Genomic DNA, 26,279 nt, shown 5'->3' on the forward strand with positions numbered 1-26,279 from the left:
ACCTTCTAGTCGTCGTCGTCCGCGAGCTGAGCCTGCACCTCGGCGCTCAGGTCGAGGTTCGTGTACACGTTCTGGACGTCATCCGAGTCCTCGAGCGCGTCGATCAGCCGGAACACCTTGCGAGCGACCTCGGCGTCCGCCTCGACGTTCACCGTCGCGACGAACTCCGCGTCGGCCGAGTCGTAGTCGATCCCGGCGTCCTGGAGCGCCGTGCGGGCGGCGACGAGGTCGGTCGCCTCGGTGACGACCTCGAAGCTCTCACCACGGTCGGTCACGTCCTCGGCGCCCGCGTCGAGCACGGCGGCGAGGACGGTGTCCTCGTCGACGCCGTCGGCGTGCGGGACCACGATGACGCCCTTGCGGTGGAAGTTGTACGCGACGCTGCCGGGGTCGGCCATGGTGCCGCCGTTGCGGGTCATCGCGGTGCGGACCTCGGCGGCGGCGCGGTTCTTGTTCTCGGTGAGGCACTCGATCAGCAGGGCGACGCCGCCCGGGCCGTAGCCCTCGTACATGATCGTCGTGTAGTCGATGGACTCACCGGTGAGGCCGGCTCCACGCTTGATGGCGCGGTCGATGTTGTCGTTCGGGACAGAAGTCTTCTTCGCCTTCTGAACGGCATCGACCAGGGTCGGGTTGCCCGACAGGTCGGCGCCACCGATCTTCGCGGCCACCTCGATGTTCTTGATGAGCTTGGCGAACGACTTCGCGCGGCGGGCGTCGATCACCGCCTTCTTGTGCTTGGTCGTGGCCCACTTGGAATGCCCGGACACTGGTGCTCCCTCGAGTTACGTCTTGAACCTGTCCATAGTAATGCCTCGGCACCCGTCGGCCCGGCAGCGGGCGACCCCGGCGCGGGGGCGACGACACGGCGGCGGACGCCGGCCGGACCCTCGGGGTCAGCGGTGCAACAGCATCCCGCGACCAGGGTGGAACCGCTCGAACACGTCGGGCGGAAGCGCGGCGGACGCCGCCGTCGACCCGATCCCGGACGGGTTGTGGAACACGGCGCGACCGTCCGCATCCACCTCGTGTACCAGCACCAGGTGACCGCCGCGGCGCTCGTTCGGGCGCTCCGGCCAGCGGACCTCCGGCGAGACCGAGGCCATCACCACCGCGTCCTCCCCCACCCGCGGCAGCCAGCCTGCGACGTCCGCCCCCTCGAACACCTCGCCCTGGATGCCGTAGTCGGCCGCGATCCAGGCGAGGAACGGCCGGTAGTAGAGGCCGTCCACCGTGTCCGGGCGTGGCACAAGTGCGCCGGCGGCGACCGCGCCGCGGATGAGCTCGGCCATCGGGACGATCCTCCGCTCCGGCCGCCACGCGCGCAGCACGGAGCGGAGGCAGGCGAGGCCGCACACGTGCGACGCCCAGTACTCGTACTCCGCCTCCGACGCGTAGCCGTCCAGCGACCAGTCGTGGAACCGCCCCGGCGGCTCGCTCCGCAGCACGACGGCCGCGTTGCAGCGCTCGTCGCCCCACTGGGACTCGTACGGGAACCGGGGGGCGCGCTGACTCACACCCGCGAGCGTACCTTCGCCAGGAAGTACTCGTGGAAGCGCGTGTCGCCGGTGATCTCCGGGTGGAACGAGGTGCCGAGCAGGTTGCCCTGCTCCACCGCGACCACCCGGCCGCCATCGACGCGGGCGAGCGCGGTCGCCTTCTCCCCCACCGTCTCGACGATCGGTGCCCGGATGAACACGGCGTGCATCGGCGTCTCGCCCACCGCCGGGATGTCCAGGTCGGTCTCGAACGAGTCCACCTGCGACCCGAACGCGTTGCGACGCACCGCCACGTCCAGCCCGCCGAGGCTCTGCTGGCCGGCAATGCCGTCCACGATCCGGTCCGCGAGCATGATCAGCCCGGCGCAGGTGCCGTAGACCGGCAGCCCGTCGGCGATCGCTTCCTTCAATGGTTCGGCGAGCCCGAACGCCCGCGAGAGCTTGTCCATGACGCTGGACTCGCCGCCGGGGATGACGAGGCCCGCCACCGCCGAGAGCTCCTCGGGGCGGCGGACAGGCACGGCGTCGGCGCCCAGGCCGCGCAGGACCGCGAGGTGTTCGCGGAAGTCGCCCTGCAGGGCGAGGACGCCGACGGTCGGCTTCTGCACTCCGTGTTACCAGCCGCGCTCGGCGAGGCGGTGCGGTGCGGCGAGGTCGGAGACGTTGATGCCGACCATCGCCTCGCCGAGACCGCGCGAGACCTCGGCGATCACCTGCGGGTCGTCGTAGAACGTGGTCGCCTTGACGATCGCGGCGGCACGCTGCTCCGGGTTGCCCGACTTGAAGATGCCGGAGCCGACGAACACGCCGTCCGCGCCGAGCTGCATCATCATCGCGGCATCGGCAGGAGTGGCCACACCGCCAGCAGTGAACAGGACGACGGGGAGCTTGCCCGTCTCGGCGATCTCGGCGACCAGCTCGTACGGCGCCTGGAGGTCCTTCGCCGCGACGTACAGCTCGTCCCGGGTCATCGACTTCAGCGCGTTGATCTCCGAGGTGATCTTGCGGATGTGCTTGGTCGCCTCCGACACGTCGCCCGTGCCTGCCTCGCCCTTCGAGCGGATCATCGCCGCGCCCTCGTTGATACGGCGCAGCGCCTCGCCCAGGTTCGTCGCACCGCAGACGAACGGCACGGTGAACTTCCACTTGTCGATGTGGTTCACGTAGTCGGCGGGCGAGAGCACCTCGGACTCGTCGATGTAGTCGACGTCCAGCGCCTCCAGCACCTGAGCCTCGACGAAGTGGCCGATGCGCGCCTTCGCCATGACCGGGATGGACACCTCGGCGATGATCGCCTCGATCAGGTCCGGGTCGCTCATCCGGGCGACGCCTCCCTGAGCGCGGATGTCCGCGGGGACGCGCTCCAGCGCCATGACCGCGACGGCCCCCGCGTCCTCCGCGATGCGCGCCTGCTCAGGGGTGACGACGTCCATGATGACGCCGCCCTTCAGCATCTCGGCGAGCCCGCGCTTGACGCGGCTCGATCCGGTCGCGGTGCCCTGTTCCGTCTCTGTCATCATCGCCCTCTCGTGTGGAACAAAGATTGTTTTGGCCTATGCCGAACGATAGCACCCCCGGCCCGACTCAGTAGACTCGCTGGCGGAGGGGATGTGGACGAACAGATCATCACCGGCTCGACCGCGTCGGAGATCGCCGCGAGCGTGCGCGCTCTGCACGAGCGCGGCGTGTTGAGCCGCGGCGACGCGCTGCCGCCGGTGCGTGAGCTGGCGGCGAGGCTCGGCGTCAACCGCAACACCGCGGTGGCGGCGTACCGGTTGCTGGCGCAGGCGGGCGTCGTCGTCGCGCGCGGGCGCGCCGGGACCGTGATCGCCGGTCTCGACGCGGTCGCACAGGAGGGCTACGCGGCCGACAGCGTGCTGCGCGACATCGGCACGGGCAACCCGGACCCGCAGCGCATCCCCGACCTCTCCGGTGCCCTCGCGGCGGCCGTCGGCCGGCCGGTGCTCTACGGCGAGCCGGTGATCGACCCCGCGCTTCAGCAGCGCGCGCTCGACTGGGTCAGCGCCGACCTGCCCGACCGGGACGTCCGCATCACCGTGACCAACGGCGCGGTGGATGCGGTGGAGCGGCTGCTCGCCCAGGCCCTGCTGCGCGACGACGCGGTCGCGCTCGAGGATCCGTGCTTCCTGGCGAGCATCCACACGGTCCGCCTCGGCGGTTACCGGGCGGTCCCGGTGCCGGTGGACGCCGAGGGCATGACGGTCGACGGCCTGCGCTCGGCCCTCGACGCCGGCGTCAGGGCGATCATCTGCACGCCGCGCGCGCAGAACCCCACCGGCGCGACGCTGACACCGACCCGTGCGGCCGAGCTCCGTGCGGTGCTCGCCGGCCATCCCTACGTGCTTGTGATCGAGGACGACCACTTCTCGATGCTGTCGCAGCGCCCGTACGAGTCCCTGATCGGACCCGGCCACCGCCGGTTCGCGCTCGTGCGGTCGGTCTCGAAGTTCCTCGGGCCGGACATGTGCCTCGCGGTCGCCGCGACCGATCCGGAGACCGCGGAGCGGCTGGCGTTCCGGCTGAGCCCCGGCACGACGTGGGTGAGCCACGTGCTGCAGCGACTCGTGCTTGCGCAGCTCACGGACGAGACGGTGCTGGATCAGGTCGCCGCCGCCGGCCGGCACTACGCCGAACGGAACGCCGCGTTCGCCGCGCTGCTGGCGGACCGGGGGCTCCCGGCGGAGGCCGCCGACGGACTCAACCTCTGGGTTGCGCTGCCGGTGGAGGCGCGCGTCGTCGCCGAGCGGCTGATGCGGCGGGGCTGGCTCGCCCGCACCGGCGACGAGTTCCTCCTGGGCGAGCACGCCGCGCCATCGCACCACCTCCGGCTGACGGTCCACGACCTCACCGACGAGGAGACGACGCGACTGGTGGACGACCTCGCCGAGGCGTCCGGCACCGTGCCGGCGGACCCGCGGCAGGCGGCGGTCCCGCGAGATGAAAGGATGTACGGATGAAGATCCTCTCGATCCAGTCCGCGGTCGCCTACGGTCACGTCGGCAACTCCGCCGCCGTCTTCCCGCTGCAGCGCATCGGCGTCGAGGTGCTGCCCGTCTACACGGTGAACTTCTCGAATCACACCGGCTACGGCGCGTGGCGCGGGCCGCTGATCGCCCCCGACGACGTGCGCGACGTGATCACGGGCATCGAGGAGCGCGGAGTGCTCGGCCAGGTGGACGCGGTCCTCTCCGGCTACCAGGGCAGCGAGGGCATCGGCGACGTCATCATCGACGCCGTCGCCCGCGTGAAGGCGGCCAACCCGGACGCGGTCTACGCGTGCGATCCGGTGATGGGCAACGCCAAGTCCGGCTGCTTCGTCGCCCCGGCCATCCCCGTGCTGCTGCGCGAGCGCGTCGTGCCGGTCGCCGACATCATCACGCCGAACCAGTTCGAGCTCGGCTTCCTCACCGAGACCGAGCCGGACACCCTCGAGACCACCCTGGATTCGGTGGATGCGGCCCGCGCGATGGGGCCGCGCACCGTCCTCGTCACGAGCGTGGAGCGTCCAGACCGCCCGGAGGGCACGATCGAGATGCTCGCCGTGGACGACGCGGGCGCGTGGATCGTGCAGACCCCGCACCTGCCGATGAAGGCGAACGGGTCCGGTGACGTCACCGCCGCCCTGTTCACGGCCCACTACGTCCGGACCGGCGACGCGGCGCTCGCGCTCCGCAAGACCGTGTCCAGCGTCTTCGACCTGCTGACCCGCACGCTGGAGTCGGGCGAGCGCGAGCTGCAGCTGGTGGAGTCGCAGGAGTCCTACGCGCACCCGCGCGAGCAGTTCGAGGTGCGCCAGGTCCGCTGACCCGGGGCACGCCGGCTTGCAGGCCGCCGAGCACAGAGAAAGTGTCGCGTTTCCGGCGGAAACGCGACACTTTTCCTGTGCTCGGCGGCTCTGGTGGCGCCTAGCGCGGCCAGGCGTTCGCGATGGACGCGCGGACCTCGCCGAGCAGCTGCGGCAGCGCCTTCGTCCGCGCGATGATCGGGAAGAAGTTCGCATCCTGGGCCCAGCGCGGCACGATGTGCTGGTGCAGGTGAGCGGAGATTCCCGCTCCGGCGACCGCACCCTGGTTCATGCCGATGTTGAACCCGTCGTTGTTCGACACCTCGCGGATGACGCGCATCGCGGTCTGCGTCATGCTGCCGATCTCGGCGACCTCCTCCGGCGTCGCCTCGTCGTAGGTGGCGATGTGGCGGTACGGGCAGACGAGCAGGTGGCCGCTGTTGTACGGGAACAGGTTGAGCAGCGCGTACGCGTGCGTCCCGCGGGCGACGATCAGCGCATCCTCGTCGCTCATGCTCGGCGCGACGCAGAACGGGCAGCCCTCGTGACCGGGGTCCGCCTGCTGGATGTAGACCATCCGGTGCGGGGTCCACAGCCGCTGGAACTCGTCCGGAACCCCGACCAGGTACGACGGGTCGTCGACGCGGACCGGACCGTCGGCCCCGTTCGCGCCGACCCCGTCGGTGCCCTCGCTCAGGCCGGCCATGCCGTGTCGACCAGCTCGTGGGTCTCGATGCTGGCGACGATCCGGTCGATCGCCTCATCCACGGCGACACCGTTGAGCTGCGTGCCGTCGCGGAAGCGGAAGCTGACCGTGCCGGCCGACGCGTCCTCCTCGCCCACGATGAGCTGGAAGGGGACCTTGGCCTTGGTGTGCGTGCGGATCTTCTTCTGCATCCGGTCGTCGGAGTGGTCCACCTCGGCACGCACGCCGCGGGCCCTCAGCCGTGCGATCACGTCGTCGAGGAACGGCGCGTACGCGTCCGCGACCGGGATGCCGACCACCTGCACCGGCGACAGCCACACCGGGAACGCGCCAGCGTAGTGCTCCAGAAGGATCGCGAAGAACCGCTCGATCGACCCGAGCAGCGCCCGGTGGATCATCGCCGGCTGCTTGCGCGTCCCGTCCGCCGCGTTGTACTCCAGCTCGAACAGTTCCGGCTGGTTGAAGTCCAGCTGGACCGTCGACAGCTGCCAGGTGCGGCCGATCGCGTCGCGCGCCTGGACCGAGATCTTCGGGCCGTAGAACGCCGCACCGCCCGGGTCTGCTACGAGCTCCAGCCCGGACTCGACGGCCACCTGGCGCAGCGTCTCTGTCGCGGTCTCCCAGCTCTCGTCGCTGCCGACATACTTCTCGGGGTCCTTGGTGGACAGCTCGAGGTAGAAGTCGGTGAGCCCGTAGCCGCGCAGGGTCTCCAGCACGAACTCCAGCTGGCGGGCGACCTCGTCCTTGATCTGCTCCTCGGTCACGTAGATGTGCGCGTCGTCCTGGGTGAGGCCGCGCACGCGGGTGAGGCCGGAGAGCGTGCCCGACTTCTCGTACCGGTAGACGGTTCCGAACTCGGCCAGCCGCAGCGGCAGCTCGCGGTAGCTGCGGCCACGGGCCCGGAAGATCAGGTTGTGCATCGGGCAGTTCATGGGCTTCAGGTAGTAGTCCTGCCCCTGCCGGGTGATGTTGCCCTCGGCGTCGCGCTCCTCGTCCAGGTGCATGGGCGGGAACATCCCGTCCTTGTACCAGTTGAGGTGCTGGCTGGTCTCGAAGAGGTGCGCCTTGGTGATGTGCGGCGTGTTCACGACCTCGTAGCCGTTCGCGATCAGCCGATCGCGCATGTAGTCCTCGATCTCCTTGCGGATGATCCCGCCCTTGGGGTGGAAGACCGCGAGGCCGGAGCCGATCTCGTCGGGGAAGGAGAACAGGTCCATCTCGGCGCCGAGCTTCCGGTGGTCGCGCTTGGCGGCCTCCTCCATCCGGGTCTGGTACGCGCGCAGCTCGTCCTTGGTCGGCCACGCGGTGCCGTAGATGCGCTGCAGCTGCGGGTTCTTCTCCGACCCGCGCCAGTACGCGGCTGCGACGCGGGTGAGCGCCCAGCCGTTGCCGATCATGCGGGTGTTCGGGAGGTGCGGACCCCGGCAGAGGTCACGCCAGACCGTCTCGCCGGTCTTCGGGTCGACGTTGTCGTAGATCGTCAGCTCACCGGAGCCGACCTCCACGGACTCGTTGTCGCCGCCGTCGGAGGCGTGCCCCTTGAGCCCGATCAACTCGAGCTTGAACGGCTCGTGAGCGAGCTCGGCGCGCGCCTCCTCGTCGGTGACGACACGGCGCACGAACCGCTGGCCCGCGCGGACGATGCGCGCCATCTCCTTGTCGAGGGCCTTCAGGTCCTCCGGAGTGAACGCGTCCGCGACGTCGAAGTCGTAGTAGAAGCCGTCGGCGATGGGCGGGCCGATCCCGAGCTTCGCCTCCGGGTTGATCGCCTGCACGGCCTGCGCGAGGACGTGGGCGGTGGAGTGGCGCAGGATGTTCAGCCCGTCCGGCGAGTCGATGGTCACCGGCTCGACGGTGTCGGTGGTCGTGACGGTCGTCGCGAGATCCTTCAGCTCACCGTTGACGCGCATCGCGACAACGGAACGGTCGGTGAAGAGCTCGAAGCCGTCGGCCACCTGTCCACTCCTTGAGTCGTAGGAAAAAGGGATGGGTCAAGCCTAGTGCGCGCGGGAGCGGGCTCGGAGACATCCACCCGCTCGCTGCTACGCTCGCGCCGGGGGGTCGATATGAGGGGGTACATCGCCGCGCTGGTCGCGGTGCTGGTCGCGACGACGGTCACGGGATGCGTCGCGCCGCCGACGCCGTTCGACGGCGAGCGGCACGCACGGGACGAGCTGCCGTCCGCCGTGGCCGCGTCCATCACGGACGCGGACCCGTCGACGTCGCGGTATCAGGGCGAGGCCGCAGGACGGTCGCTGTACCTCGTGCGCGGCACGGGCTCGTACCAGATCTGCCTCGCCTTCTCGGACGGCACCGCGGAGGGTTCCGGCTCCTCCTGCAGCGGCGGGGACTGGCTGCGCGTCACCCTCGACGACGGGGCCGCGTTCGAGGTCCGGCTGACCGGCTTCCCGGAGACGCCACGCGCCGGGGAACACGAGATCTCCCGCTGGCTGCGGCAGGTGGACGCACGGCCGGAGTCGAGAGACGACGAGAACGACTCGTGAACACGAACAGAGGGGAATGACGATGGGACTCTTCCGACGCCGCGCACAGGAGCCGCAGCCCGAGGACCGCATCGAGTGGGTGACGTCGATCGCGCGGCAGAACCTGGTCGAACGGGGCATCGAGACGACGATCGAGCACGCCGGAGAGCCGGAGGACGTCACTCTCGTGGCCGCCGATGGACAGCGGTACCCGCTCTTCAATGCGTTCGCGAAGACGCACGGAGCGACCGCCGACCAGGCGGCGCAGATCGTGGCCGAGCACATCGGCAACCTGATCGACGCCCGGAGCACCCCGGCCGTCGATCGGCTGTCGGCCGACGAGCTCCGCGGCCAGGTGCGCACCCGCATCCTCCCCGGCGGCGAGGGCGCACCGGGCGAGCCGACGTTCCGCTACGCGCGGCGGTTCACCGACGAGCTCATCCTCGCGCTCTGCGTCGACTTCCCGACGACCGTGCAGTTCGTCTCCGACGCCGACGTCGACCGGCTCGCATTGGGCCTGGACGAGCTGTACGCCTACGGTCAGCGCAACACGGACGGCGAGCCCGTCGACCGCCGCTTCGAGCCTGCTCCCGGCATCCAGGTGATCGTCGGCGACTCGATGTTCACGGCGTCCAAGGCCGCCAACCTCCCCGCAGTGATCGGCGAAGCACCGCTGGGCGCGCTCATCACGATCCCGCACCGGCACGTGCTCATCGCGCTGCCCGTCACCGGAGCCGAGACGCTCCCCGCGGTCGAGCAGTTGCTCGAGATCACGATGCAGGTCCTCCGCAGCGGGCCTCCGCCCGGGGGCGTCGTCTCGGCCGACATCCTGTTCTCCCGTGACGGCGAGGTCAGCCGGGTGTCCTCGATCGACGACGAGGGGATGGTCTCGATCGCCGTCGACGAGCGTCTGCAGAGCGCACTCGAGGAGGCGATCGGCTGACCGGATCCGGAGCATCGACGGTCGGGGGTAACGGATGTCGATAGCAGAACGCGAGAGTGTCGCCGCCCGGGATCGGATCCGCTCCCGCCGCCGCACGATCGCGGCGAACATCCTCGTCGCGTGCGCCGTGCTGGTGCTGCTGCTCATGGCGGCCTACGACGCGTTCTTCCTCACCCAGTGGAACGTCGTGGGCCGGCTCTTCGTGCTCGGTGGCCTCCTCGTGGTGGGCTGGATCCCGGTCGCCCTGGCCATCGTCGCCGTCTGCCTGCGGCCGCACTGGCCGACCTTCATCCTCCTGGGTGTCGTCGGGGCCGCAGTCCTGGCAACGCTGGCGCTCGTCTGGTTCCTGCCGGAAGCGGTGGACACGAACCCGCAGATCTCCTGGCCCCGGCGCGGATAGTCCGCGCGGAGGAGCCGCCTCCGTCGTCCGGCGGATGCGCGGCGAGGTCGGCGGCGACAGGCTGGAGCCGTGCGGTGGCGAAGGATGCTCGGGTGGATGCCCCTCGGGCTGTTCGCGGCGCTGACCGTCTCCGGTGTGTGGCTCGACTCGGTCGAGACCGGGAACCAGGATGTGCTCCTGGTGGGAACCCTCGATGGCATGCAACTCGGCCTGCTGCTGCTCCTGATCGCCACGGCGAGCGGCACGATCGCCCTCCTCCAGGCGATCGTGCTGGTGGGCCGACTGAACTGGGTGCCCGTTCGGGTCCTCGTGCGGCTCATCGCCGGGGTACTGCTCGCGGCCGCCGTCCCCGTCGGCTACCTGCTCCTGATCGCGGCCGCGTTCGCCGGCTCGCACGGGTACCGCCCGCTGACCGTCCCCGGCCACACCGTCGTCGTCCGCTCCTTCACCTGGCACCACACCAGCCTCGACCTCCTCGAGCGGGACGGGATGCTGTTCCATCCGGTGGCGCTCTGCGGCGACCCCCTCCCGGTGGACGCGTACAACGCCTTCTCGGCCGGCCAATACGACATCGTCTCCCGCGGGGGCCGCGACGTGCTCCGTTTCGCGGAAGGCCCGGTCGGCCCGTACACCGGTGAGGCCGTCCTCGGGACGCGGCCGGGTGATGACGTGTCGGCGAGTTGCACGGCGCACGAGCGCAACAAAAACCCCCGGTCTCCCGGGGGCTTCTCTCTGGTGGGCGATACTGGGATCGAACCAGTGACCTCTTCCGTGTCAGGGAAGCGCGCTACCGCTGCGCCAATCGCCCGAGCCTGACGAATCAGGTTCGAGGTGGATACGGGATTCGAACCCGTGTATACGGCTTTGCAGGCCGCTGCCTCGCCTCTCGGCCAATCCACCGAACGGGTTGTTCACCGTATTCGAGAGGCCCGGAATCCTGAGAAACCGGGCCGGCTCGAGCGGATGACGAGACTCGAACTCGCGACCCTCACCTTGGCAAGGTGATGCGCTACCAACTGCGCTACATCCGCATTTCGTTCCGCGGTTTCCCGCGGCACTTGAATGACTTTAGCCGATCCCGACCCCGATGACAAAACCGGACGCGCCGTCCGGGTGTGTCGCGCATCCCGACCCGCCGACCCTCCGCTCGATGTGCATTCGGCCCCCTGCGTCGGCTAGTATCGAATCTCGCAGCCGGGCGACCGGATGCGGTCCCCACGGGCGATTGGCGCAGTTGGTAGCGCGCTTCCTTCACACGGAAGAGGTCATCAGTTCGAGTCTGGTATCGCCCACCAGAGAAACCCCCGGCAGTGTCCGGGGGTTTCGTGCTTCTGCGGCCCGATGCGCCGCACCGCGACCGTTCCTTACGCCGCGTGACGCGAGCGCTCGCGCGCGGGCTCCGGCTGCGGCACAGTGTCGCAATGAGTTTCGCACCGGCACGACCCCTGGAGCAGCTGTTCGCCTCCCGGTCGAGCATCAAGTGGCGCCGTTATCCCGCCGATGTGCTGCCGGTGTTCGTCGCGGAGATGGACTTCGACGTCGAGCCCGCCATCCTCGACCGCGTCGCCGACACCCTGCGCAACTCGGACACCGGCTACCTCGACTCCGCGGGACCGCTTGCGCCGGCGTTCGCCGACTTCGCGTGGAGCGCCTGGCGCTGGGGCGTGGACCCGGAGTGGGTGCACCTGGCCACCGACGTCACCGTCGGCGTGGTGGAGACGCTGCGGCTCGTGCTGCCGCCGAGCGGCGGGCGCGTCGTGCTCACTCCCCCTGTCTACCCGCCGTTCTTCGAGATGATCGAGGAGGCGGACGCGGTCGCGGTGACGGTGCCGCTCCGCGAGGATGCCGGCTGGAGTCTCGACCTGGCCGGGATCGAAGCCGCGTTCGCCGCGGGCGCCGACGCCCTGCTGCTCTGCAACCCGCAGAACCCGACCGGCCGATGTCACAGCCGCCAGAGCCTGGAGACGCTCGCGCGTCTCGCCGCCCGCTACGGGGTGTTCGTCGTCAGCGACGAGGTGCACGCGCCGCTGACGCATCCCGGAGCCCGCTTCACCCCGTTCGCGCCCGTCGCCCGCGCGGCCGGTGCGCGCGCCGTCACCGCGACCTCTGCGAGCAAGGCCTGGAACCTCGCCGGCCTCAAGTGCGCGGTCGTCGTCGCCGCGGGGCCGGAGAGCGCGGCCCTGCTGACACGGCTGCCGGAGGAGCTCGCGGCGCGCACCAGCATCCTCGGCCTACATGCCAACGTCGCCGCGCTGTCCTGCCTCGGCTGGCGCGACGCCCTCCTTGAGCGCATCGTCGCCAACCAGCGGCTGCTCGAGGCCGAGCTCGCCGCCAGGGCGCCGAGCGTCACGGCCGTCCGCGCGGACGCGGGCTACCTGGTCTGGCTGGACTTCCGGGCCACGGGCCTCGGCGACGACCCGGCGCGCGTGCTCATCGACGTCGGCAGGGTCGCACTCAACTCCGGCCTAGCCTTCGGGGAACCGGGACGCGGCTTCGCGCGCATCAACCTGGCCTGCGACCCGTCCACGGTCGTGGAGGCGGTGCGCCGCATCGCGCGGACCGTGGACGCCGTCGGCGCCGAACCGCTCGCGGGCGCCGTCGTCGGCTAATCCGGAGGGTGTGTCGCGGCGCGCGCTCAGGCCGACGCCGCGTCGAGCGCCCGCTCCAGGTCCTCCAGGATGTCACGCACGCTCTCCAGCCCGATGGAGAGCCGCACGAGCCCGGGCGTGATGCCCGCCGCCTCCCGCTCCGGCTCCGTCAGCTTCGCGTGGATGGTGCTGCCGAGGTGGATCGCGAGGGTCCGCACGTCCCCGATGTGGGTCATGGGCGAGACCAGCCGCAGCGCGTCGATGAAGCGCCGCGCCGCCTCCCGTCCGCCCGCGAGGTCGAGCGTGACGATCGAGCCGGCGCCGCGCGGCAGGTACTTCGCGGCGAGCGCGTTGTACGGGTCGGAGGCGAGGCCCGGGTAGTGCACGCGGGCGACCGCGGGATGCTGCACCAGCCGTTCTGCGACCGCCTGCGCGCTCGCCACATGCCTGTCCATCCGCACCGACAGCGTCTCGATGCCGTGCAGCAGCAGGAACGTGGAGGTCGGCGGCACCGTCGGCCCGTACTCCAGCACGATCACGCTGCGCAGGTACGCGAGGTAGGCGGCGGCGCCGAATCGGTCGGCGAACGACGCGACGCCGGGACGCGGCGGCTCGGTCAGCTGCGGGAAGCGCCCGGAGGCGGCCCAGTCGAACCGCCCGGCGTCGACGACGGCGCCCCCGATCACCGAGCCGTGGCCGGACAGCCACTTGGACGTCGAGTGGATGACGACGTCCGCTCCCCACTCGATCGGACGCTCCAGGTACGGCGTCGGCACGGTGTTGTCGACGACCAGCGGCACCCCGCCCGCGTGCGCCAGCCGGGCGATGCGCTCGATGTCGACCACCTGGCCGAGCGGATTCGGCAGCGTCTCGGTGTAGACCGCGCGGGTCGACGGCCGGATGCGCGCCGCCCACTCCGCGTCCGTCGCATCGTCCGGCACCTCCTCGAACGCGATGCCCTGCCTCTTCAGCACGCCGCGGAACATCTCGCGAGTGCCCTCGTAGAGCGAGCGGGTGACGAGGATGTGGTCACCGGCTCCGGCGAGCGCGGTGACCGCCGCCGCGATGGCGGCCTGGCCGCTCGCGACAACGATGCCGTCGACACCGCCCTCCAGGTCGGCGATCCGGCGTCCGGCGACGGCGTTGGTGGGGTTCTCGTTGCGGGAGTACGCACGGTTCCTGGCCCGGCCGGCGAAGCGGTCCTCGCCGTCGTCGAAGTCGTCGAAGACGTACCCGGCCGTCTGGTAGATCGGGGTGACGCGCGCGCTGGTCTCCGCGTCCACGACCGCGCCGGCGTGGATCTGGCGGGTCTCGAAGTCGAGGGGGCGCGAACAGTCGTCAGCCATGCGGGCAACTGTAGTGACGTGACGGTCGGAGCGCGCGGGCGCGTTCATCCTTCGTCATGCTGACGGTCCGGGCCGGACGAAGCGGAGGCTCAGCGCCAGCCGTAGCGGTCGCTCAGAGCATCACGGACGACCCGGAACCGGCGCTCGTCCAGAGCCGCGGCCTCCCTGCGCATCCCCGCCTGCTGCACCCGGAAGACGCGGTCGATGCGCACGAAGCTCGGCCGGTGCTGCCCGTCCCAGTCGCCGGATCCGATCGCCAGGTACTCGGGGCGTGCGGGATGCGCCTGGCTGGTGAGAGCGACGGCGAGCACCGAGCCGGACGGCTCGGCGGCGACGACGAGCACGGGACGGTCCTTGCCGCGGCCGTCCGCCTCCTCGTACGGCACCCAGGTCCAGACGATCTCGCCCGGGTCGGCGTCGCCGTCCGTGCTCGGGTTGTATGAGGTGCGGATGCGCCCCAGCCGGCGCGGGTCCACCAGCACGGTCGCCGCCGCGCCGCTGCGCCCGGGTTCGGCCTCGCGCTCAGCGTCTACCGGCGGCCGGGCCGTCGGACGGAACAGCCTCGTCAGGGCGCTCAGGATCCGGGATGCCACGCCTGGCACGATAGCGGACCCTGGTGAGACCGATCGTCAGCCGCAGACCGAACGCGAGCAGCGCGGAGACGAGGAACGAGCAGATCAGCACCGCGAACCCGGCGATCCCCTGCGCGGTGAAGAGGTCGAAGTTGCCGCTGTAGACCATCCCGCCGCCGCCCGCGAACAGCCCGATGAAGAGCAGGCCGACCAGGCTCGCCGCGATCGTGATGACGGTCAGCGTCATGGAGGCGCCGAACCGGGCGCGCGCGGCGACGTCCACCATCGTCGCACAGGCCAGGGCGGCCAGAGCACCGAGCAGCAGGGCCCAGCCGATCGTCAGCACGCCGGACGCCGGAGTCACCGCCACAAGGCCGGCGAAGGCGCCGCAGAAGGCGCTCACCAGCGTCGGGCGGCGCAGCAGCACCCGGTCGACGAGCATCCACATCAGGCAGCCCGCGGCCGACGCCAGGAACGAGTTGAGCGCGATCAGCGGCGTGAACCGGTCGAGCGCCCCCTCCGACCCGGTCGTCAGACCCAGCCAGCCGACCCACACCAGCGCGCCGCCGATCGACACCAGGGGCAGGTTGCGCGAGCCGGTGACGGGATGCTCCGCCCTCCCGCACGCCATGATCACCCCGGCCGCCGCCGCGCCGGCGGCGATCCCGACGGGCAGCGCTCCCCCGAAGTCGATGACGCCGAGCCCGGACACCGCCCAGCCGTCGTCGAGCGCGAACACGGCGTACCCGGCAGGGAAGAGCACGAGCGGGCACCACAGCACGCAGAACACGATCCAGGCGCGCAGGGTGATGCGCGAGGCGACGGCCACGCCGACGATCGTCACGGAGACCGCGCACGCCGCGAGCAGGTAGCCGGCGTGCGCGAGCGGGTAGAGACCGGTCACCGAGCCGAGGCCGGGGTCCGGGCGGCCGATCAGGTGCGCGACGAGCGGATCGCCGGCCAGCATCCCGTAACCGCCGAGCACCCCTATCACGACGACGATCGCCGTGCCGGTGGCCGCGAACCGCACGGCGCGCGCCGCTCCGGCGCTGCCGGCGAGGCCGCCGACGAAGAAGGCGAGCCCCGGCACGATCAGCAGGGTGAGCGCGCTGCAGACGAACAGGAGAAGCGCATCCACCTGCTGGCTCGTCGCCATCCCGCTCCCTCGCTCTCGACGCCCCCATCACCTTAGCGACCCCTCGTGGCGCACCACGCGCCGCACACGACGACGGGGCGCCACCCGAAGGTGGCGCCCCGCGCGCCCGACGCGCCGGGTCATCGGCGACGCGTCAGACTGTCTCGAGCGAGTACCCCTCCTCGCCGTGGACGATGGTGTCGACGCCCGCGAGCTCGTCCTCGTTCGTGATCCGGAAGCCCATCGTCTTCTGGATGACCCAGCCGATGGCGTAGGCAAGCACGAACGAGTAGATCAGAACGCTGAATGCGCCGATGGCCTGGGCGCCGAGCTGGCTCCAGCTTCCGCCGTAGAGCAGGCTGGTGAACTTGCCGTCCACCTTGGTGAAGCCGAAGAAGCCGATCCACAGCGTTCCGATCAGGCCGCCGACCAGGTGGATGCCGACCACGTCGAGCGAGTCGTCGAAGCCGAGCCGGAACTTCAGGTCGACCGCGAGCGCGCACACCGCGCCGGCGACGAGGCCGAGGACGATGGCCCAGAACGGGGTCAGGATGTTACAGGCCGGGGTGATCGCGACGAGGCCGGCGACGGCTCCGGACGCGGCGCCGATGGAGGTGGGCTTGCCGTCCCTGATCTTCTCGATCACCAGCCAGCCGATCGTCGCGGCCGCCGGCGCGGCGAGGGTGTTCACCCAGGCGATCGCGGCGACGCCGTCCACCGCGGCCTCCGACCCGGCGTTGAAGCCGAACCAGCCGAACCACAGCAGTGCGGCGCCGAGGAGCGTGAGCGGCACGTTGTGCGGCTTGCTCATCCCCTTCTGGAAGCCGACGCGCTTGCCGAGCACCAGGGCGAGCGCGAGGCCCGCGGCGCCGGCGTTGATGTGCACCGCGGTGCCGCCTGCGAAGTCGTTGACGTGCAGGACGGAGGCGATCCAGCCCTCCGAGAGGTTGAACACCCAGAACGCGACCGGGAAGTAGACGACCGTCACCCAGACGGCGGCGAACACCATCCAGGAGCCGAACTTGGCGCGGTCGGCGATGGCGCCGGAGATCAGGGCGACGGTGATGATCGCGAACGTGGCCTGGAAACCGGCGAAGGCGAGTCCGCTGAGGTCGGGGGTCATGCCGTCCTTGCCCATCAGGCTGGACAGGAACCAGTCGGGCGTACCGAGGACATGCGGGATGAGCGGCGTGCCGAACGCCAGCCCGTAACCGTAGAAGACCCAGAGGACGCCGACGATGGCCATGGCGCCGAAGCTCATCATCATCATGGAGATGACGCTCTTCGCGCGGACCATGCCGCCGTAGAAGAAGGCGACACCGGGGGTCATCAACAGGACGAGGGCTGCGGCGACGAGCAGCCACAGGGAGTTGACGGTCCCTGCCTCTGCGTAGTCCGCTGCTGTGTGGAACACCATGGGAGATCTCTACCTCTCTGTGCGACGCCCCTCGTGGGGCGCCCGGCGAGCCTTCGCCGGGCAGGGGCGCTTCGGGGTGGAGTCAGTCTGATCGCGGGAGGTTTCGGCCGCGCGAGCACCGTGTTTCGCTCGTGTTACACATCCACCCCGCGTGTAAACAGCAGGTTTCCGGGCACCGCCAATCCCCTGCCGGAACGCCGAGGGGCAGGTGGACGCTACGCGTCGTGCGGAGGCAGCTCTCCCGCAGTGAGCGCGATCATGCGCGAGACCGAGCGCAGGTACTTCTTGCGGTAGCCGCCGCCGAGCATCTCCTCGTCGAACACCTCGCTGAGCGCGACGCCGGTCTGCACGATCGGGATCTCGGCGTCGTAAACGCGATCGATGAACGCCACGAGTCGCAACGCCGCCATCTGGTCGTGCAGCACGGTGACTCCGGACAGGCCGATGACGTCCACGCCGTCGAGCATCTTGATGTAGCGGGAGGGATGCACGGTCGCCAGGTGCGCGATCAGGTCGGCGAACCCGTCGCTGGTCGCGGTCTCACCGCGGGCGGAGAGGGCGGACAGCACCCGGTCGTACTCGGCGTCGTCCACCGTCACTGCGGCGCCGGAGGTGTCGCGGCGGCGGTAGTCGAGGCCGTCGATGCGCAGCGTCTGGAAGTTCGAGGACAGCGACTGGATCTCGCGCAGGAAGTCGCTCGCGGCGAACCGGCCCTCGCCGAGCGCGTTCGGCGGGGTGTTGCTGGTGGCGGCGATGCGGGTGCCGGAGGCGACGAGCTCGCCGAGCATCCTTGTCATCATCATCGTGTCGCCCGGGTCGTCGAGCTCGAACTCGTCGATGCAGATCAGGGTGGACCCGCGCAGCAGGTCGACCGCGCCTGCGTAGCCGAGGGCGCCGACCAGGGCGGTGTACTCGATGAACGTGCCGAAGTACTTGGGACCCGGCGCCTCGTGCCAGAGCGCGGCGAGGAGGTGCGTCTTGCCGACGCCGAAGCCGCCGTCGAGGTAGACGCCCGGCTTCATCGCCTCCACCTTCTTGCGGCTGCGGCTGAACAGGCCGGCGGGACGCTGCGGCTCCCACGACTTGGCGAACAGCTTGAGGGTCGAGACGGCCTCGGACTGCGACGGGTAGTCGTGGTCGGGGCGGTACGAGTCGAAGCTGGCGTGCTCGAACTGCGACGGGGGCACCAGGCTCGCGGCGATCTCGGATCCGGTGATCTGCGGCGAACGGTCCGCGAGGCGCGGAAGGGCTCCGGTCTTCTCGAGCGTCATGGGGGGATGTGCACCTTTGTGTCGAAGTCTTAAGGGGACCGTCCGTCCGCCCGCCGAGCCGCGTAGCCTGGACAGACGCATCCTGCGATGTCGCAGGGCTCAAGCCTAACCCGGAGGATCACTCGCATGGCCATCGCGCACGACCCGTCTCCCGCCTTCACCGGCTACGCCCACCCGGAGCGCCTGGTCAGCACCGAGTGGCTCGCGGAGCACCTCGGGGAAGAAGGACTGGTCGTCGTGGAATCGGACGAGGACGTGCTGCTGTACGACACCGGCCACATTCCCGGGTCCGTGAAGATCGACTGGCACACCGACCTCAACGACCCGGTCGTGCGCGACTACGTGAGCGCGGAACGGTTCGCCGAGCTGCTCGGCTCGAAGGGCATCGCCAGGGACACGACGGTGGTCATCTACGGCGACAAGAACAACTGGTGGGCCGCATACGCGCTCTGGGTGTTCACGCTGTTCGGCCACGAGGACGTCCGCCTGCTCGACGGCGGCCGCGACAAGTGGATCGCCGAAGGCAGGGAGCTCACCAGGGAGGTCCCCTCCCCCGCTCCCGTCGAATACCCGGTGGTCGAGCGCGACGACACGGTCGTGCGCGCGTTCAAGGAGGATGTGCTCACGCACCTCGGGCTCGTCCGCTCCGGACGAGGGGCCCTGATCGACGTCCGCTCCCCCGAGGAGTACAGCGGCGAGCGCACCGAGATCCCCGGCTACCCGACCGAGGGCGCGCTGCGGGCGGGGCACATCCCGTCGGCGCAGTCCGTTCCGTGGGCGCGCGCCGCGGCCCCGGACGCGACCTTCAAGCGCCGCCAGGAGCTCGAGGAGGTCTACCTCGGCGGGGCCGGCCTGAAGCCGGGCGACGAGGTCATCGCGTACTGCCGCATCGGCGAGCGCTCCAGCCACACCTGGTTCGTGCTCACGCACCTGCTCGGCTTCGAGAACGTCCGCAACTACGACGGCTCGTGGACGGAGTGGGGCTCCGCCGTGCGCGTCCCGATCGTGACCGGTTCCGAGCCGGGCGAGATCCCCGCGGGCGCGGCGAAGTGACCGCGGCGCGAAGTACCCTGGAAGGATGACCGACCTCACCGGCACGCTCGCGGAGATCCGCGACGACTTCCAGGCCCTGGAGCAGAACGACCGCCTTCAGCTGCTGCTGGAGTTCTCGGACGAGCTGCCCGAGCTGCCGGAGCGCTACCGCGACCACCCGGACCTGCTGGAGCGGGTGGAGGAGTGCCAGGCGCCGGTGTTCATCTTCGTCGAAGTGGATGCGGCGGGCATCGTGCACCTGTACGCGACGGCCCCGAAGGAGGCGCCGACGACGCGCGGCTTCGCGTCCATCCTGGTCCAGGGCCTCGCCGGCCTGACCGCGGACCAGGTGCTCGCCGTCCCGGACGACTTCCCGCAGACCCTGGGGCTCGCCCAGGCGGTCTCGCCGCTCCGCCTCCGCGGCATGTCGGCCCTGCTCGGCCGCGCCAAGCGCCAGGTCCGCGCGAAGCTCGCCGCCTGACCCCCGCCGAGGTCGGGAGGGGCTACGCGACCTGCGACTCCAGCCAGGTGCGGACGGCGGTCGTCCACTTCTCCTCGTCGTAGTTCCAGAGCTTGGTGTGCAGCGCTCCGGTGAACGGGACGAAGGTGACGATGTCGCTGCGCGCCTGCGCCAGCGCCCGCGACCCGTTGTCGGGTACGAAGCCGTCGTCCGAGCTGTGCAGCAGGAGCACGGGCAGGCGCAGGTCGGCCGCCCGCGCGACGAAGTCCATGCTCGCGAGGTCGATCGGGGCGCCGAGTCCGGTGATCGGCCCTCCCCAGGTGGCCTCCATGAGCCGCATCGCGCCCTGGGCGATCGGCTCGGGGAGGCGCAGCAGGTTCGCCTGGTACTGCAGCGTGTCCACCCAGTCGATCACCGGCGACTCCAGCACCATGCCGGTCACCAGGTCGAGGTTCGCCGAGCGGGTGACGGTCTGCAGCACGACCGCGCCGCCCATCGACCAGCCCATCAGCACGATCGAGCGGGCGCCGCTGTCCGCGGCGAAGCGGATGGCCGCGTCGATGTCCCGCCACTCCGTCCCGCCGAGCCCGTAGCGGCGGTCCGCGCTCTCGGGGGCGTCGCCGTCGTTGCGGTAGGAGGCGAGCAGGCTTGTGTACCCGGCCGCGTGGAAGGTCGGCACCGCGCGCAGCGCCTCCTGCCGGGTGGCGCCCCAGCCGTGCACCTGGATCACCCAGCGGTCGCCGTCCGCACCCTCCGGCGCGGGGAACAGCCACGCCGGCGCCTCGCCCAGTTCGGTCTGCACCCGGACGCTGGAGACGGGAAGGCCGAGCTCCTCCGGATCGAGGTAGTAGTAGCCGCTGATCCGTGCCCGCCCCGGCCGCAGGTCGCCGAACTCGACACGCTCCAGCTCGCGGGTGACGCTGCCGTCCGCGCGCACCAGCAGCCCGCCGACCTTCGCGTAGCCGGTCTCCGCACCGAACCACAGTCCGAAGCGGCCGGGCATCGCGGCGTCCGGTGTGTCCTTCAGCGTCACGGTGCCGAGGTCCTCGTCCGCGCGGCGGATCAGCTGGTTCTGCGGGCGACGGCGCACGGGGGTGATCACCGTCAGCGCGACCCGGCTCATCACCAGTGCGGCACCGGCCGCCGTGGCGAGCGCGAGCCCTGCCGCGATCGCGGCGGTGACACCGATCGCCCGTCCGAGTCCCCTGCCCCTGCCCGATCCCGTGCTGGTCGTCGCCATGCTCGAAAGCGTAGCCTCGGCGGCCGGCGCGTATCCTCAGGACTTCCTCAGGCGGCGTGCCTTACCGTCACGCGCCCGCAAAGGCTTCTAGTGTTCGTACCGTGCCGACACCAACTTCGACCCCGCCCGTGCCGGTGGCGTTCGCCGCGGCGCTGCAGTCGATCCGCACAGCGAAGTCCCGCAGCGAGCTCGTGATCACCGAGATCCCCGCACCGGGGCAGCTCGCGCCGTACGCCGTCGCCCTCGCCGCGGACGTTCATCCCGCGCGGCACGGGGACGACTCCGATCTCGGCACCGGACGCTTCATCCTGCTCTACGACCCCGACGAGCCGGAGGCATGGGGCGGCCCGTTCCGCATCGTCTGCTTCGCCCAGGCGCCGCTGGAGACCGACATCGGCCTCGACCCGTTCCTCGCCGACGTGGCGTGGTCCTGGCTGGTCGACGCGCTCGACGCCCGCGGCGCCCGGTACACGGCGGCCAGCGGCACGGCGACCAAGATCATCTCGACGGGATTCGGCGAGCTCGCCAAGCAGGGCGACGGCGCACAGATCGAGCTCCGCGCATCCTGGAGCCCGCTGGAGACCGACATCGCCGCGCACGTCGAGGGCTGGGGAGAGCTGCTCTGCATGCTCGCGGGTCTGCCGCCGGCCGGCGAAGGGGTGAGCCTGCTCACGACGAGACGGACACCGCGTGGCTGATCACATCGTCATCGACTCGCGCTCTGGCTACCTCGCGGCGGTCGAGACCATCGTCGCCGGCTCCGGCCCGGTGGCCGTCGACGCGGAGCGCGCCAGCGGCTTCCGGTACTCTCAGCGCGCCTACCTCATCCAGATGTACCGGAGGGGTTCCGGCACCTTCCTCTTCGATCCCCCGGCGATCGGCCGCTTCGACGAGCTGAACACGGCCATCCACGACGACGAGTGGGTGCTGCACGCGGCGACCCAGGACCTCACCTGCCTGCGCGAGGTGGGCCTCGACCCGGCGCGGATCTTCGACACCGAGCTGGCCGCCCGGCTGCTCGGGATGCCGCGCGTCGGCCTCGGGACCGTGGTGGAGGAGCTGCTCGGCATCCACCTCGCCAAGGAGCACAGCGCGGCCGACTGGTCGACCCGCCCGCTCCCCGAGCCCTGGCTGAACTATGCAGCGCTCGACGTGGAGCTGCTCCCCGACCTGCGGGACGCGATCGACGACCTGCTCGTGAAGGCGGGCAAAGAGGACATCGCCCACCAGGAGTTCGCCGACGAGCTGACCAGGGAGCTCATCACCGTGCGCAACGAGCCGTGGCGCCGGCTGTCGGGCATCCACTCGATCCGCGGCATCCGCAACCTCGCCGTCGCGCGGGAGCTGTGGCTGAGCAGGGACGCGCTCGCGCGCGAGCTGGACACGGCGCCGGGCCGGCTGGTTCCGGACGCCGCGCTGACCGCGGCGGCCAAGGCGATGCCGGACAGCAAGCGCGCACTCGCCTCTCTGCGCGAGTTCACCGGGCGTGCGAGCCGCACCGAGCTCGACCGCTGGTGGGCGGCGATCGAGGCCGGTCGCAGCACCGACGACCTGCCCGTCCTCCGCGGCACCGGCGACAGCCTCCCGCCGCCGCGCGCGTGGGCGGACAGGAACCCCGAGGCGGACGCCCGGCTGAAGGCCGCGCGCACCGGGCTGACCGTCGTGGCCGATGAGCTCTCGCTGCCGCTCGAGAACCTGCTCACCCCCGAGACGCTGCGCCGCGTCGCCTGGAGCCCGCCGCAGCCGGTGACCCCGGAGACGGTCGCCGGCGCCCTCCGCGAGCACGGTGCGCGTCCCTGGCAGATTGAGACAACCTCACAGGTGATCGCCCGCGCGTTTGTGGAAAGCGTGCAAAGCCCGGGCGAGGGCTCCGAAGCCGTTTCGTAGAAACAGTCAAACGATTATTTCCGTACCTTTCGGCTCCCTAGGATCGTTCACGACCTGATTTGGGAGGCACTGTGGCCGAGAGAACGGAAGTCGTGTTCGTCGACGGAGTCCGCACTCCGTTTGGACGAGCGGGCGAAAAAGGACAGTACTGGAACACCCGGGCGGACGATCTCGTCGTGAAGGCGATGATCGGACTGCTCGAGCGGAACCCGAACGTCCCGAAGGAGCGCATCGACGATGTGGCGATCGCCGCCACCACGCAGCAGGGCGACCAGGGCCTGACCCTCGGCCGCACCGCGGCGCTGCTCGCCGGGCTGCCGAAGTCGGTGCCGGGCTTCGCGATCGACCGGATGTGCGCCGGCGCCATGACCAGCGTCACGACGCTCGGCTCCGGCATCGCCTTCGGCGCGTACGACCTCGTCATCGCCGGCGGCGTCGAGCACATGGGCCGTCACCCGATGGGCTTCGGCGCCGACCCGAACCCGCGCTTCCTCTCCGAGCGCATGGTCGCCGAGGACGCGCTCAACATGGGGATGACCGCCGAGCGCATCCACGACCGGTTCCCTGCGCTCACCAAGGAGCGCTCCGACCGGTACGCGATGGCCAGCCAGCAGAAGACGGCCGCCGCCTACGCCGCAGGCAAGCTGCAGCCGGACCTGGTGCCGGTCGCGATCCGCTCCGAGAACGGCTGGGGACTCGCCACCACCGACCAGGGCATGCGCCCGGAGACCACGCTGGAGGGCCTCGCCGGCCTGCGTCCGTCGTTCCGCCCGCACGGCCGCGTCACCGCGGGGAACGCGTCCCCGCTGACCGACGGAGCGACCGCCAGCCTGCTGGCCTCCTCCGACGCGGTCAAGGAGTTCGGCCTCACCCCGAAGATGCGGATGGTGAGCTTCGCGTTCGCCGGTGTCGAGCCGGAGATCATGGGCCTCGGCCCGGTCCCCTCGACGGAGAAGGCGCTGCGCAAGGCCGGCCTGAAGATCGAGGACATCGGCCTGTTCGAGCTGAACGAGGCGTTCGCCATCCAGGTCATCTCCTTCCTCGACCACTTCGGGATCGAGGACGACGACCCGCGCGTGAACAAGTGGGGCGGCGCGATCGCGATCGGCCACCCGCTTGCCGCCAGCGGTGTCCGCCTGATGATCCAGCTGGCCCGCCAGTTCGAGGAGCACCCGGAGGTGCGGTACGGCATCACCGCGATGTGCGTCGGCCTCGGCCAGGGCGGCACCGTGATCTGGGAGAACCCCAACTACGACAAGCGCGCGGCGCGGAAGGGCTGAGACACCCGTGACGGACTACAGCACCATCGACTTCTCCCCCCTCGTCGAGCTGACGACCGACGAGGTCGTCACCCACTCCTTCGTCAAGGACATCCCGCTCCCCAGTGGTAAGACGCTCGCGCTGGTCACGCTCGACAACGGCCGCGACCACACCCGGCCGAACACGATGGGCCCCGCGACGCTCCTGGAGCTGGGGAAGACCTTCGACGAGCTGACCGAGCGCGCGAAGCGCGGCGAGATCGACGCGGTCGCGGTCACCGGCAAGCCGTTCATCCTCGCGGCCGGCGCCGACCTCAGCCGCGTCAGCGACATCCCGAGCGTCGAGGTCGCGAAGCTGCTCCCGCAGCTGGGCCACTACGTCCTCGGCAAGCAGGCGACCTTCGGCGTCCCTTCGTTCGTGTTCACGAACGGGCTCGCCCTGGGCGGCGGCGTCGAGATCGGCCTGAACGCCGACTACCGCACCATTGACCGCAACGCCGCCGCGTTCGCGCTGCCCGAGGTGTTCCTCGGCCTGATCCCTGGCTGGGGCGGCGCGACCATCCTGCCGAACCTGATCGGCATCGAGAACGCGCTCAAGGTGGTCGTCGAGAACCCCCTGAAGCAGAATCGGATGCTGAAGCCGCAGGAGGTGTTCGACCTCGGGATCGCGGACGCGATCTTCGACTCGGCGAACTTCCTCGAGGACTCGCTGAAGTGGGCCGACAAGGTGCTCACCGGCGCCGTCGAGGTCAAGCGTCCGAACGTGCCGGGCAAGGTCGAGCGGATGGTCAAGTGGGACGCCGCCATCGGCATCGCCCGCAAGATGCTCGAGAGCCGGATCGGCACCGTCCCGAAGTCGCCGTACAAGGCGCTCGACCTGCTGCAGGCCGCCAAGTCGAACGACCGCGTCGCCGGGTTCGAGCTGGAGGACGAGGCGCTCGCCGAGCTCATCTCGGGTGACCAGTTCCAGGCCAGCATCTACGCGTTCAACCTCGTCCAGAAACGTGCAAAGCGTCCCGCCGGCGCCCCGGACAAGAAGCTCGCGAAGAAGGTCACCAAGATCGGCGTGATCGGCGCCGGCTACATGGCCACCCAGTTCGCGCTGCTGTTCGTGCGCCGGCTGCGGGTGCCGGTGGTGATCACCGACCTGGATCAGGCGCACGTGGACAAGGGCGTCGCGTCCATCCACGCGGAGATCGGGAAGCTGCACGAGAAGGGCCGCATCTCCCCCGACGAGGCGAACCGCCTGCGCGCGCTGGTGACCGGCACGACGAACAAGGCCGACTTCGCCGACTGCGACTGGGTCATCGAGGCCGTCTTCGAGGAGCTGTCGGTGAAGCAGAACGTGTTCGAGGAGGTGGAGCAGTACCTCTCGGACGAGGCGGTGCTCGCCACCAACACCTCCTCGCTCTCGGTCGAGCAGATCGGCGCGAAGCTGAAGCACCCCGAGCGCCTGGTCGGCTTCCACTTCTTCACCCCGGTCGCGGTGATGCCGCTGATCGAGGTCGTGAAGACGCCGCGCACCGACGAGGCGACGCTGTCGACCGCGATGGTCACCGCCGCCGCCCTCAAGAAGAACGCGGTCATCACGGCCGACACCCCCGGCTTCGTGGTGAACCGTGTGCTCGCCAAGGTGCTCGGCGAGGCGATGCACGCGGTGGACGACGGCACGTCGTTCGAGACCGTCGACAAGGCCTTCGCGCCGCTCGGCCTGCCGATGGCGCCCTCGGCGCTGCTCGACCTGGTCGGGCTGAAGGTCGGCGCGCACGTGCTGGACACGCACCACGCTGCCTTCCCCGAGCGCTTCTACCGCAGCGAGAACCTGCACCGCCTGGCGGAGCACGGGACGCTGCTGGAGAAGGACTCCAAGGGCAAGGTGAAGGGGCTCGACAAGGGCGCGGCGAAGATCCTCTCCGGCGGGAAGAACCCGTGGAGCGAGGAGGAGATCCTGCGCCGGCTCGAGGACGGCCTGGCCGACGAGATCCACCGCATGCTGGTCGACGACCACGTCGTCGAGGCGCCCGAGGACATCGACCTGTGCATGATCCTCGGCGCCGGCTTCCCGTTCCAGATGGGCGGCATCACGCCGTACCTCGACCGGGTGGGCGCCTCCACCCGCGTCTTCGGCGCCACGTTCCACGAGCCCCCCATCAGGGGCGTCGCCTAACCAACCGCGAGTACGCAGAAGATCGGCCCGAAACCGCCGAGTACGCAGAGAATCCGCGTACTCGGCGGT

General features: G+C 70.5%; 24 protein-coding genes and 4 tRNA genes. 13 read left to right on the forward strand and 15 right to left on the reverse strand.

The genetic code is table 11. The features are described from left to right. Positions 1 to 5: 5 nt before the first annotated feature. The 4 genes from AAME72_RS18280 to pdxS form a co-directional block, all read right to left on the reverse strand. Complete coding sequence (locus AAME72_RS18280; protein WP_348787954.1) at positions 6 to 770, reverse strand: YebC/PmpR family DNA-binding transcriptional regulator; 765 nt, start codon at positions 768 to 770, stop codon at positions 6 to 8. Between the two features lie 126 nt (positions 771 to 896). Beyond that, entirely contained in the window at positions 897 to 1,517 is a 621-nt protein-coding gene (locus AAME72_RS18285; RefSeq protein WP_348787955.1) for a hypothetical protein, read from the reverse strand. Beyond that, positions 1,514 to 2,107, reverse strand: a complete 594-nt coding sequence (gene pdxT / locus AAME72_RS18290; RefSeq protein ID WP_348787956.1) for a pyridoxal 5'-phosphate synthase glutaminase subunit PdxT — start codon at positions 2,105 to 2,107, stop codon at positions 1,514 to 1,516. The genes AAME72_RS18285 and pdxT overlap by 4 nt, the downstream gene beginning before the upstream one ends. A gap of 6 nt (positions 2,108 to 2,113) precedes the next feature. Beyond that, on the reverse strand, positions 2,114 to 3,016 hold the full coding sequence (pdxS, locus tag AAME72_RS18295) for a pyridoxal 5'-phosphate synthase lyase subunit PdxS (RefSeq protein ID WP_348787957.1): 903 nt from the start codon (positions 3,014 to 3,016) through the stop codon (positions 2,114 to 2,116). A gap of 93 nt (positions 3,017 to 3,109) precedes the next feature. Between pdxS and AAME72_RS18300 the strand changes: the two genes are divergently transcribed. Both AAME72_RS18300 and pdxY read left to right on the forward strand, forming a co-directional pair. Then, positions 3,110 to 4,477 (forward strand): aminotransferase class I/II-fold pyridoxal phosphate-dependent enzyme, encoded by a 1,368-nt coding sequence (locus AAME72_RS18300; RefSeq protein WP_348787958.1) that lies wholly within the window; start codon positions 3,110 to 3,112, stop codon positions 4,475 to 4,477. Next, entirely contained in the window at positions 4,474 to 5,325 is an 852-nt protein-coding gene (pdxY, locus tag AAME72_RS18305) for a pyridoxal kinase PdxY (RefSeq protein WP_348787959.1), read from the forward strand. The genes AAME72_RS18300 and pdxY overlap by 4 nt, the downstream gene beginning before the upstream one ends. Before the next feature lie 100 nt (positions 5,326 to 5,425). Here the strand turns inward: pdxY and AAME72_RS18310 are convergent, their stop codons facing one another. Both AAME72_RS18310 and thrS read right to left on the reverse strand, forming a co-directional pair. Beyond that, entirely contained in the window at positions 5,426 to 6,010 is a 585-nt protein-coding gene (locus AAME72_RS18310; RefSeq protein ID WP_348787960.1) for an HIT domain-containing protein, read from the reverse strand. Further along, a complete protein-coding gene (gene thrS / locus AAME72_RS18315; RefSeq protein WP_348787961.1) occupies positions 5,998 to 7,965 on the reverse strand; it encodes a threonine--tRNA ligase in 1,968 nt (655 codons plus the stop codon). Before thrS ends, AAME72_RS18310 begins: the two co-directional genes overlap by 13 nt. Positions 7,966 to 8,076: 111 nt before the next feature. Between thrS and AAME72_RS18320 the strand changes: the two genes are divergently transcribed. From AAME72_RS18320 to AAME72_RS18330, 3 genes are read left to right on the forward strand one after another with little or no spacing between them, the layout of a single operon-like run. Beyond that, positions 8,077 to 8,514, forward strand: a complete 438-nt coding sequence (locus AAME72_RS18320) for a hypothetical protein (RefSeq protein WP_348787962.1) — start codon at positions 8,077 to 8,079, stop codon at positions 8,512 to 8,514. 22 nt (positions 8,515 to 8,536) lie between these two features. Then, a complete protein-coding gene (locus tag AAME72_RS18325) occupies positions 8,537 to 9,436 on the forward strand; it encodes a hypothetical protein (protein WP_348787963.1) in 900 nt (299 codons plus the stop codon). A gap of 34 nt (positions 9,437 to 9,470) precedes the next feature. Further along, positions 9,471 to 9,836 (forward strand): hypothetical protein, encoded by a 366-nt coding sequence (locus tag AAME72_RS18330; protein ID WP_348787964.1) that lies wholly within the window; start codon positions 9,471 to 9,473, stop codon positions 9,834 to 9,836. A 733-nt stretch (positions 9,837 to 10,569) separates the two neighbouring features. Here AAME72_RS18330 and AAME72_RS18335 read toward each other — a convergent pair. From AAME72_RS18335 to AAME72_RS18345, 3 genes are all read right to left on the reverse strand, one after another. After that, positions 10,570 to 10,644: transfer RNA gene (locus tag AAME72_RS18335), tRNA-Val, on the reverse strand. 21 nt (positions 10,645 to 10,665) lie between these two features. After that, positions 10,666 to 10,736: transfer RNA gene (locus AAME72_RS18340), tRNA-Cys, on the reverse strand. A 58-nt stretch (positions 10,737 to 10,794) separates the two neighbouring features. Beyond that, positions 10,795 to 10,867 (reverse strand) — tRNA-Gly (locus AAME72_RS18345). Between the two features lie 188 nt (positions 10,868 to 11,055). Between AAME72_RS18345 and AAME72_RS18350 the strand changes: the two genes are divergently transcribed. After that, a tRNA-Val gene (locus tag AAME72_RS18350) sits at positions 11,056 to 11,131 on the forward strand. A gap of 126 nt (positions 11,132 to 11,257) precedes the next feature. Beyond that, a complete protein-coding gene (locus AAME72_RS18355; RefSeq protein WP_348787965.1) occupies positions 11,258 to 12,445 on the forward strand; it encodes an aminotransferase class I/II-fold pyridoxal phosphate-dependent enzyme in 1,188 nt (395 codons plus the stop codon). 26 nt (positions 12,446 to 12,471) lie between these two features. Here AAME72_RS18355 and AAME72_RS18360 read toward each other — a convergent pair whose 3' ends face one another. The 5 genes from AAME72_RS18360 to zapE all read right to left on the reverse strand — a co-directional run bounded on the left by AAME72_RS18360 (position 12,472) and on the right by zapE (position 18,165). Beyond that, complete coding sequence (locus tag AAME72_RS18360; RefSeq protein WP_348787966.1) at positions 12,472 to 13,770, reverse strand: aminotransferase class V-fold PLP-dependent enzyme; 1,299 nt, start codon at positions 13,768 to 13,770, stop codon at positions 12,472 to 12,474. 89 nt (positions 13,771 to 13,859) lie between these two features. Continuing rightward, positions 13,860 to 14,363 carry a type II toxin-antitoxin system PemK/MazF family toxin gene (locus tag AAME72_RS18365; RefSeq protein ID WP_348787967.1) on the reverse strand — a complete coding sequence of 168 codons (504 nt, stop codon included), beginning with the start codon at positions 14,361 to 14,363 and terminating at the stop codon, positions 13,860 to 13,862. Further along, a complete protein-coding gene (locus AAME72_RS18370) occupies positions 14,293 to 15,498 on the reverse strand; it encodes an ammonium transporter (RefSeq protein WP_348787968.1) in 1,206 nt (401 codons plus the stop codon). The genes AAME72_RS18365 and AAME72_RS18370 overlap by 71 nt, the downstream gene beginning before the upstream one ends. Positions 15,499 to 15,631: 133 nt before the next feature. Then, complete coding sequence (locus tag AAME72_RS18375) at positions 15,632 to 16,894, reverse strand: ammonium transporter (RefSeq protein WP_348787969.1); 1,263 nt, start codon at positions 16,892 to 16,894, stop codon at positions 15,632 to 15,634. A gap of 215 nt (positions 16,895 to 17,109) precedes the next feature. Then, positions 17,110 to 18,165: a cell division protein ZapE gene (gene zapE / locus AAME72_RS18380; RefSeq protein WP_348787970.1), complete on the reverse strand. Its 1,056-nt coding sequence runs from the start codon at positions 18,163 to 18,165 to the stop codon at positions 17,110 to 17,112. A 126-nt stretch (positions 18,166 to 18,291) separates the two neighbouring features. On the opposite strand from zapE, the gene AAME72_RS18385 reads away from it, so the two are divergent. Continuing rightward, positions 18,292 to 19,218 (forward strand): sulfurtransferase, encoded by a 927-nt coding sequence (locus AAME72_RS18385; RefSeq protein WP_348787971.1) that lies wholly within the window; start codon positions 18,292 to 18,294, stop codon positions 19,216 to 19,218. 25 nt (positions 19,219 to 19,243) lie between these two features. After that, complete coding sequence (locus tag AAME72_RS18390; protein WP_348787972.1) at positions 19,244 to 19,678, forward strand: SufE family protein; 435 nt, start codon at positions 19,244 to 19,246, stop codon at positions 19,676 to 19,678. 22 nt (positions 19,679 to 19,700) lie between these two features. Here AAME72_RS18390 and AAME72_RS18395 read toward each other — a convergent pair whose 3' ends face one another. Further along, a complete protein-coding gene (locus tag AAME72_RS18395) occupies positions 19,701 to 20,897 on the reverse strand; it encodes an alpha/beta fold hydrolase (protein WP_348787973.1) in 1,197 nt (398 codons plus the stop codon). A 101-nt stretch (positions 20,898 to 20,998) separates the two neighbouring features. On the opposite strand from AAME72_RS18395, the gene AAME72_RS18400 reads away from it, so the two are divergent. From AAME72_RS18400 to AAME72_RS18415, 4 genes are all read left to right on the forward strand, one after another. After that, positions 20,999 to 21,595, forward strand: a complete 597-nt coding sequence (locus tag AAME72_RS18400; RefSeq protein ID WP_348787974.1) for a DUF3000 domain-containing protein — start codon at positions 20,999 to 21,001, stop codon at positions 21,593 to 21,595. After that, a complete protein-coding gene (locus tag AAME72_RS18405; protein WP_348787975.1) occupies positions 21,588 to 22,784 on the forward strand; it encodes an HRDC domain-containing protein in 1,197 nt (398 codons plus the stop codon). Before AAME72_RS18400 ends, AAME72_RS18405 begins: the two co-directional genes overlap by 8 nt. Positions 22,785 to 22,855: 71 nt before the next feature. Beyond that, positions 22,856 to 24,064 carry a thiolase family protein gene (locus AAME72_RS18410; RefSeq protein ID WP_348787976.1) on the forward strand — a complete coding sequence of 403 codons (1,209 nt, stop codon included), beginning with the start codon at positions 22,856 to 22,858 and terminating at the stop codon, positions 24,062 to 24,064. Positions 24,065 to 24,071: 7 nt separating this feature from the next. Then, a complete protein-coding gene (locus tag AAME72_RS18415) occupies positions 24,072 to 26,210 on the forward strand; it encodes a 3-hydroxyacyl-CoA dehydrogenase NAD-binding domain-containing protein (RefSeq protein WP_348787977.1) in 2,139 nt (712 codons plus the stop codon). The last annotated feature ends 69 nt before the right edge of the window (positions 26,211 to 26,279 follow it).

This window comes from Leifsonia sp. NPDC080035, from assembly GCF_040050925.1.
Classification (GTDB): Bacteria; Actinomycetota; Actinomycetes; order Actinomycetales; family Microbacteriaceae; genus Leifsonia.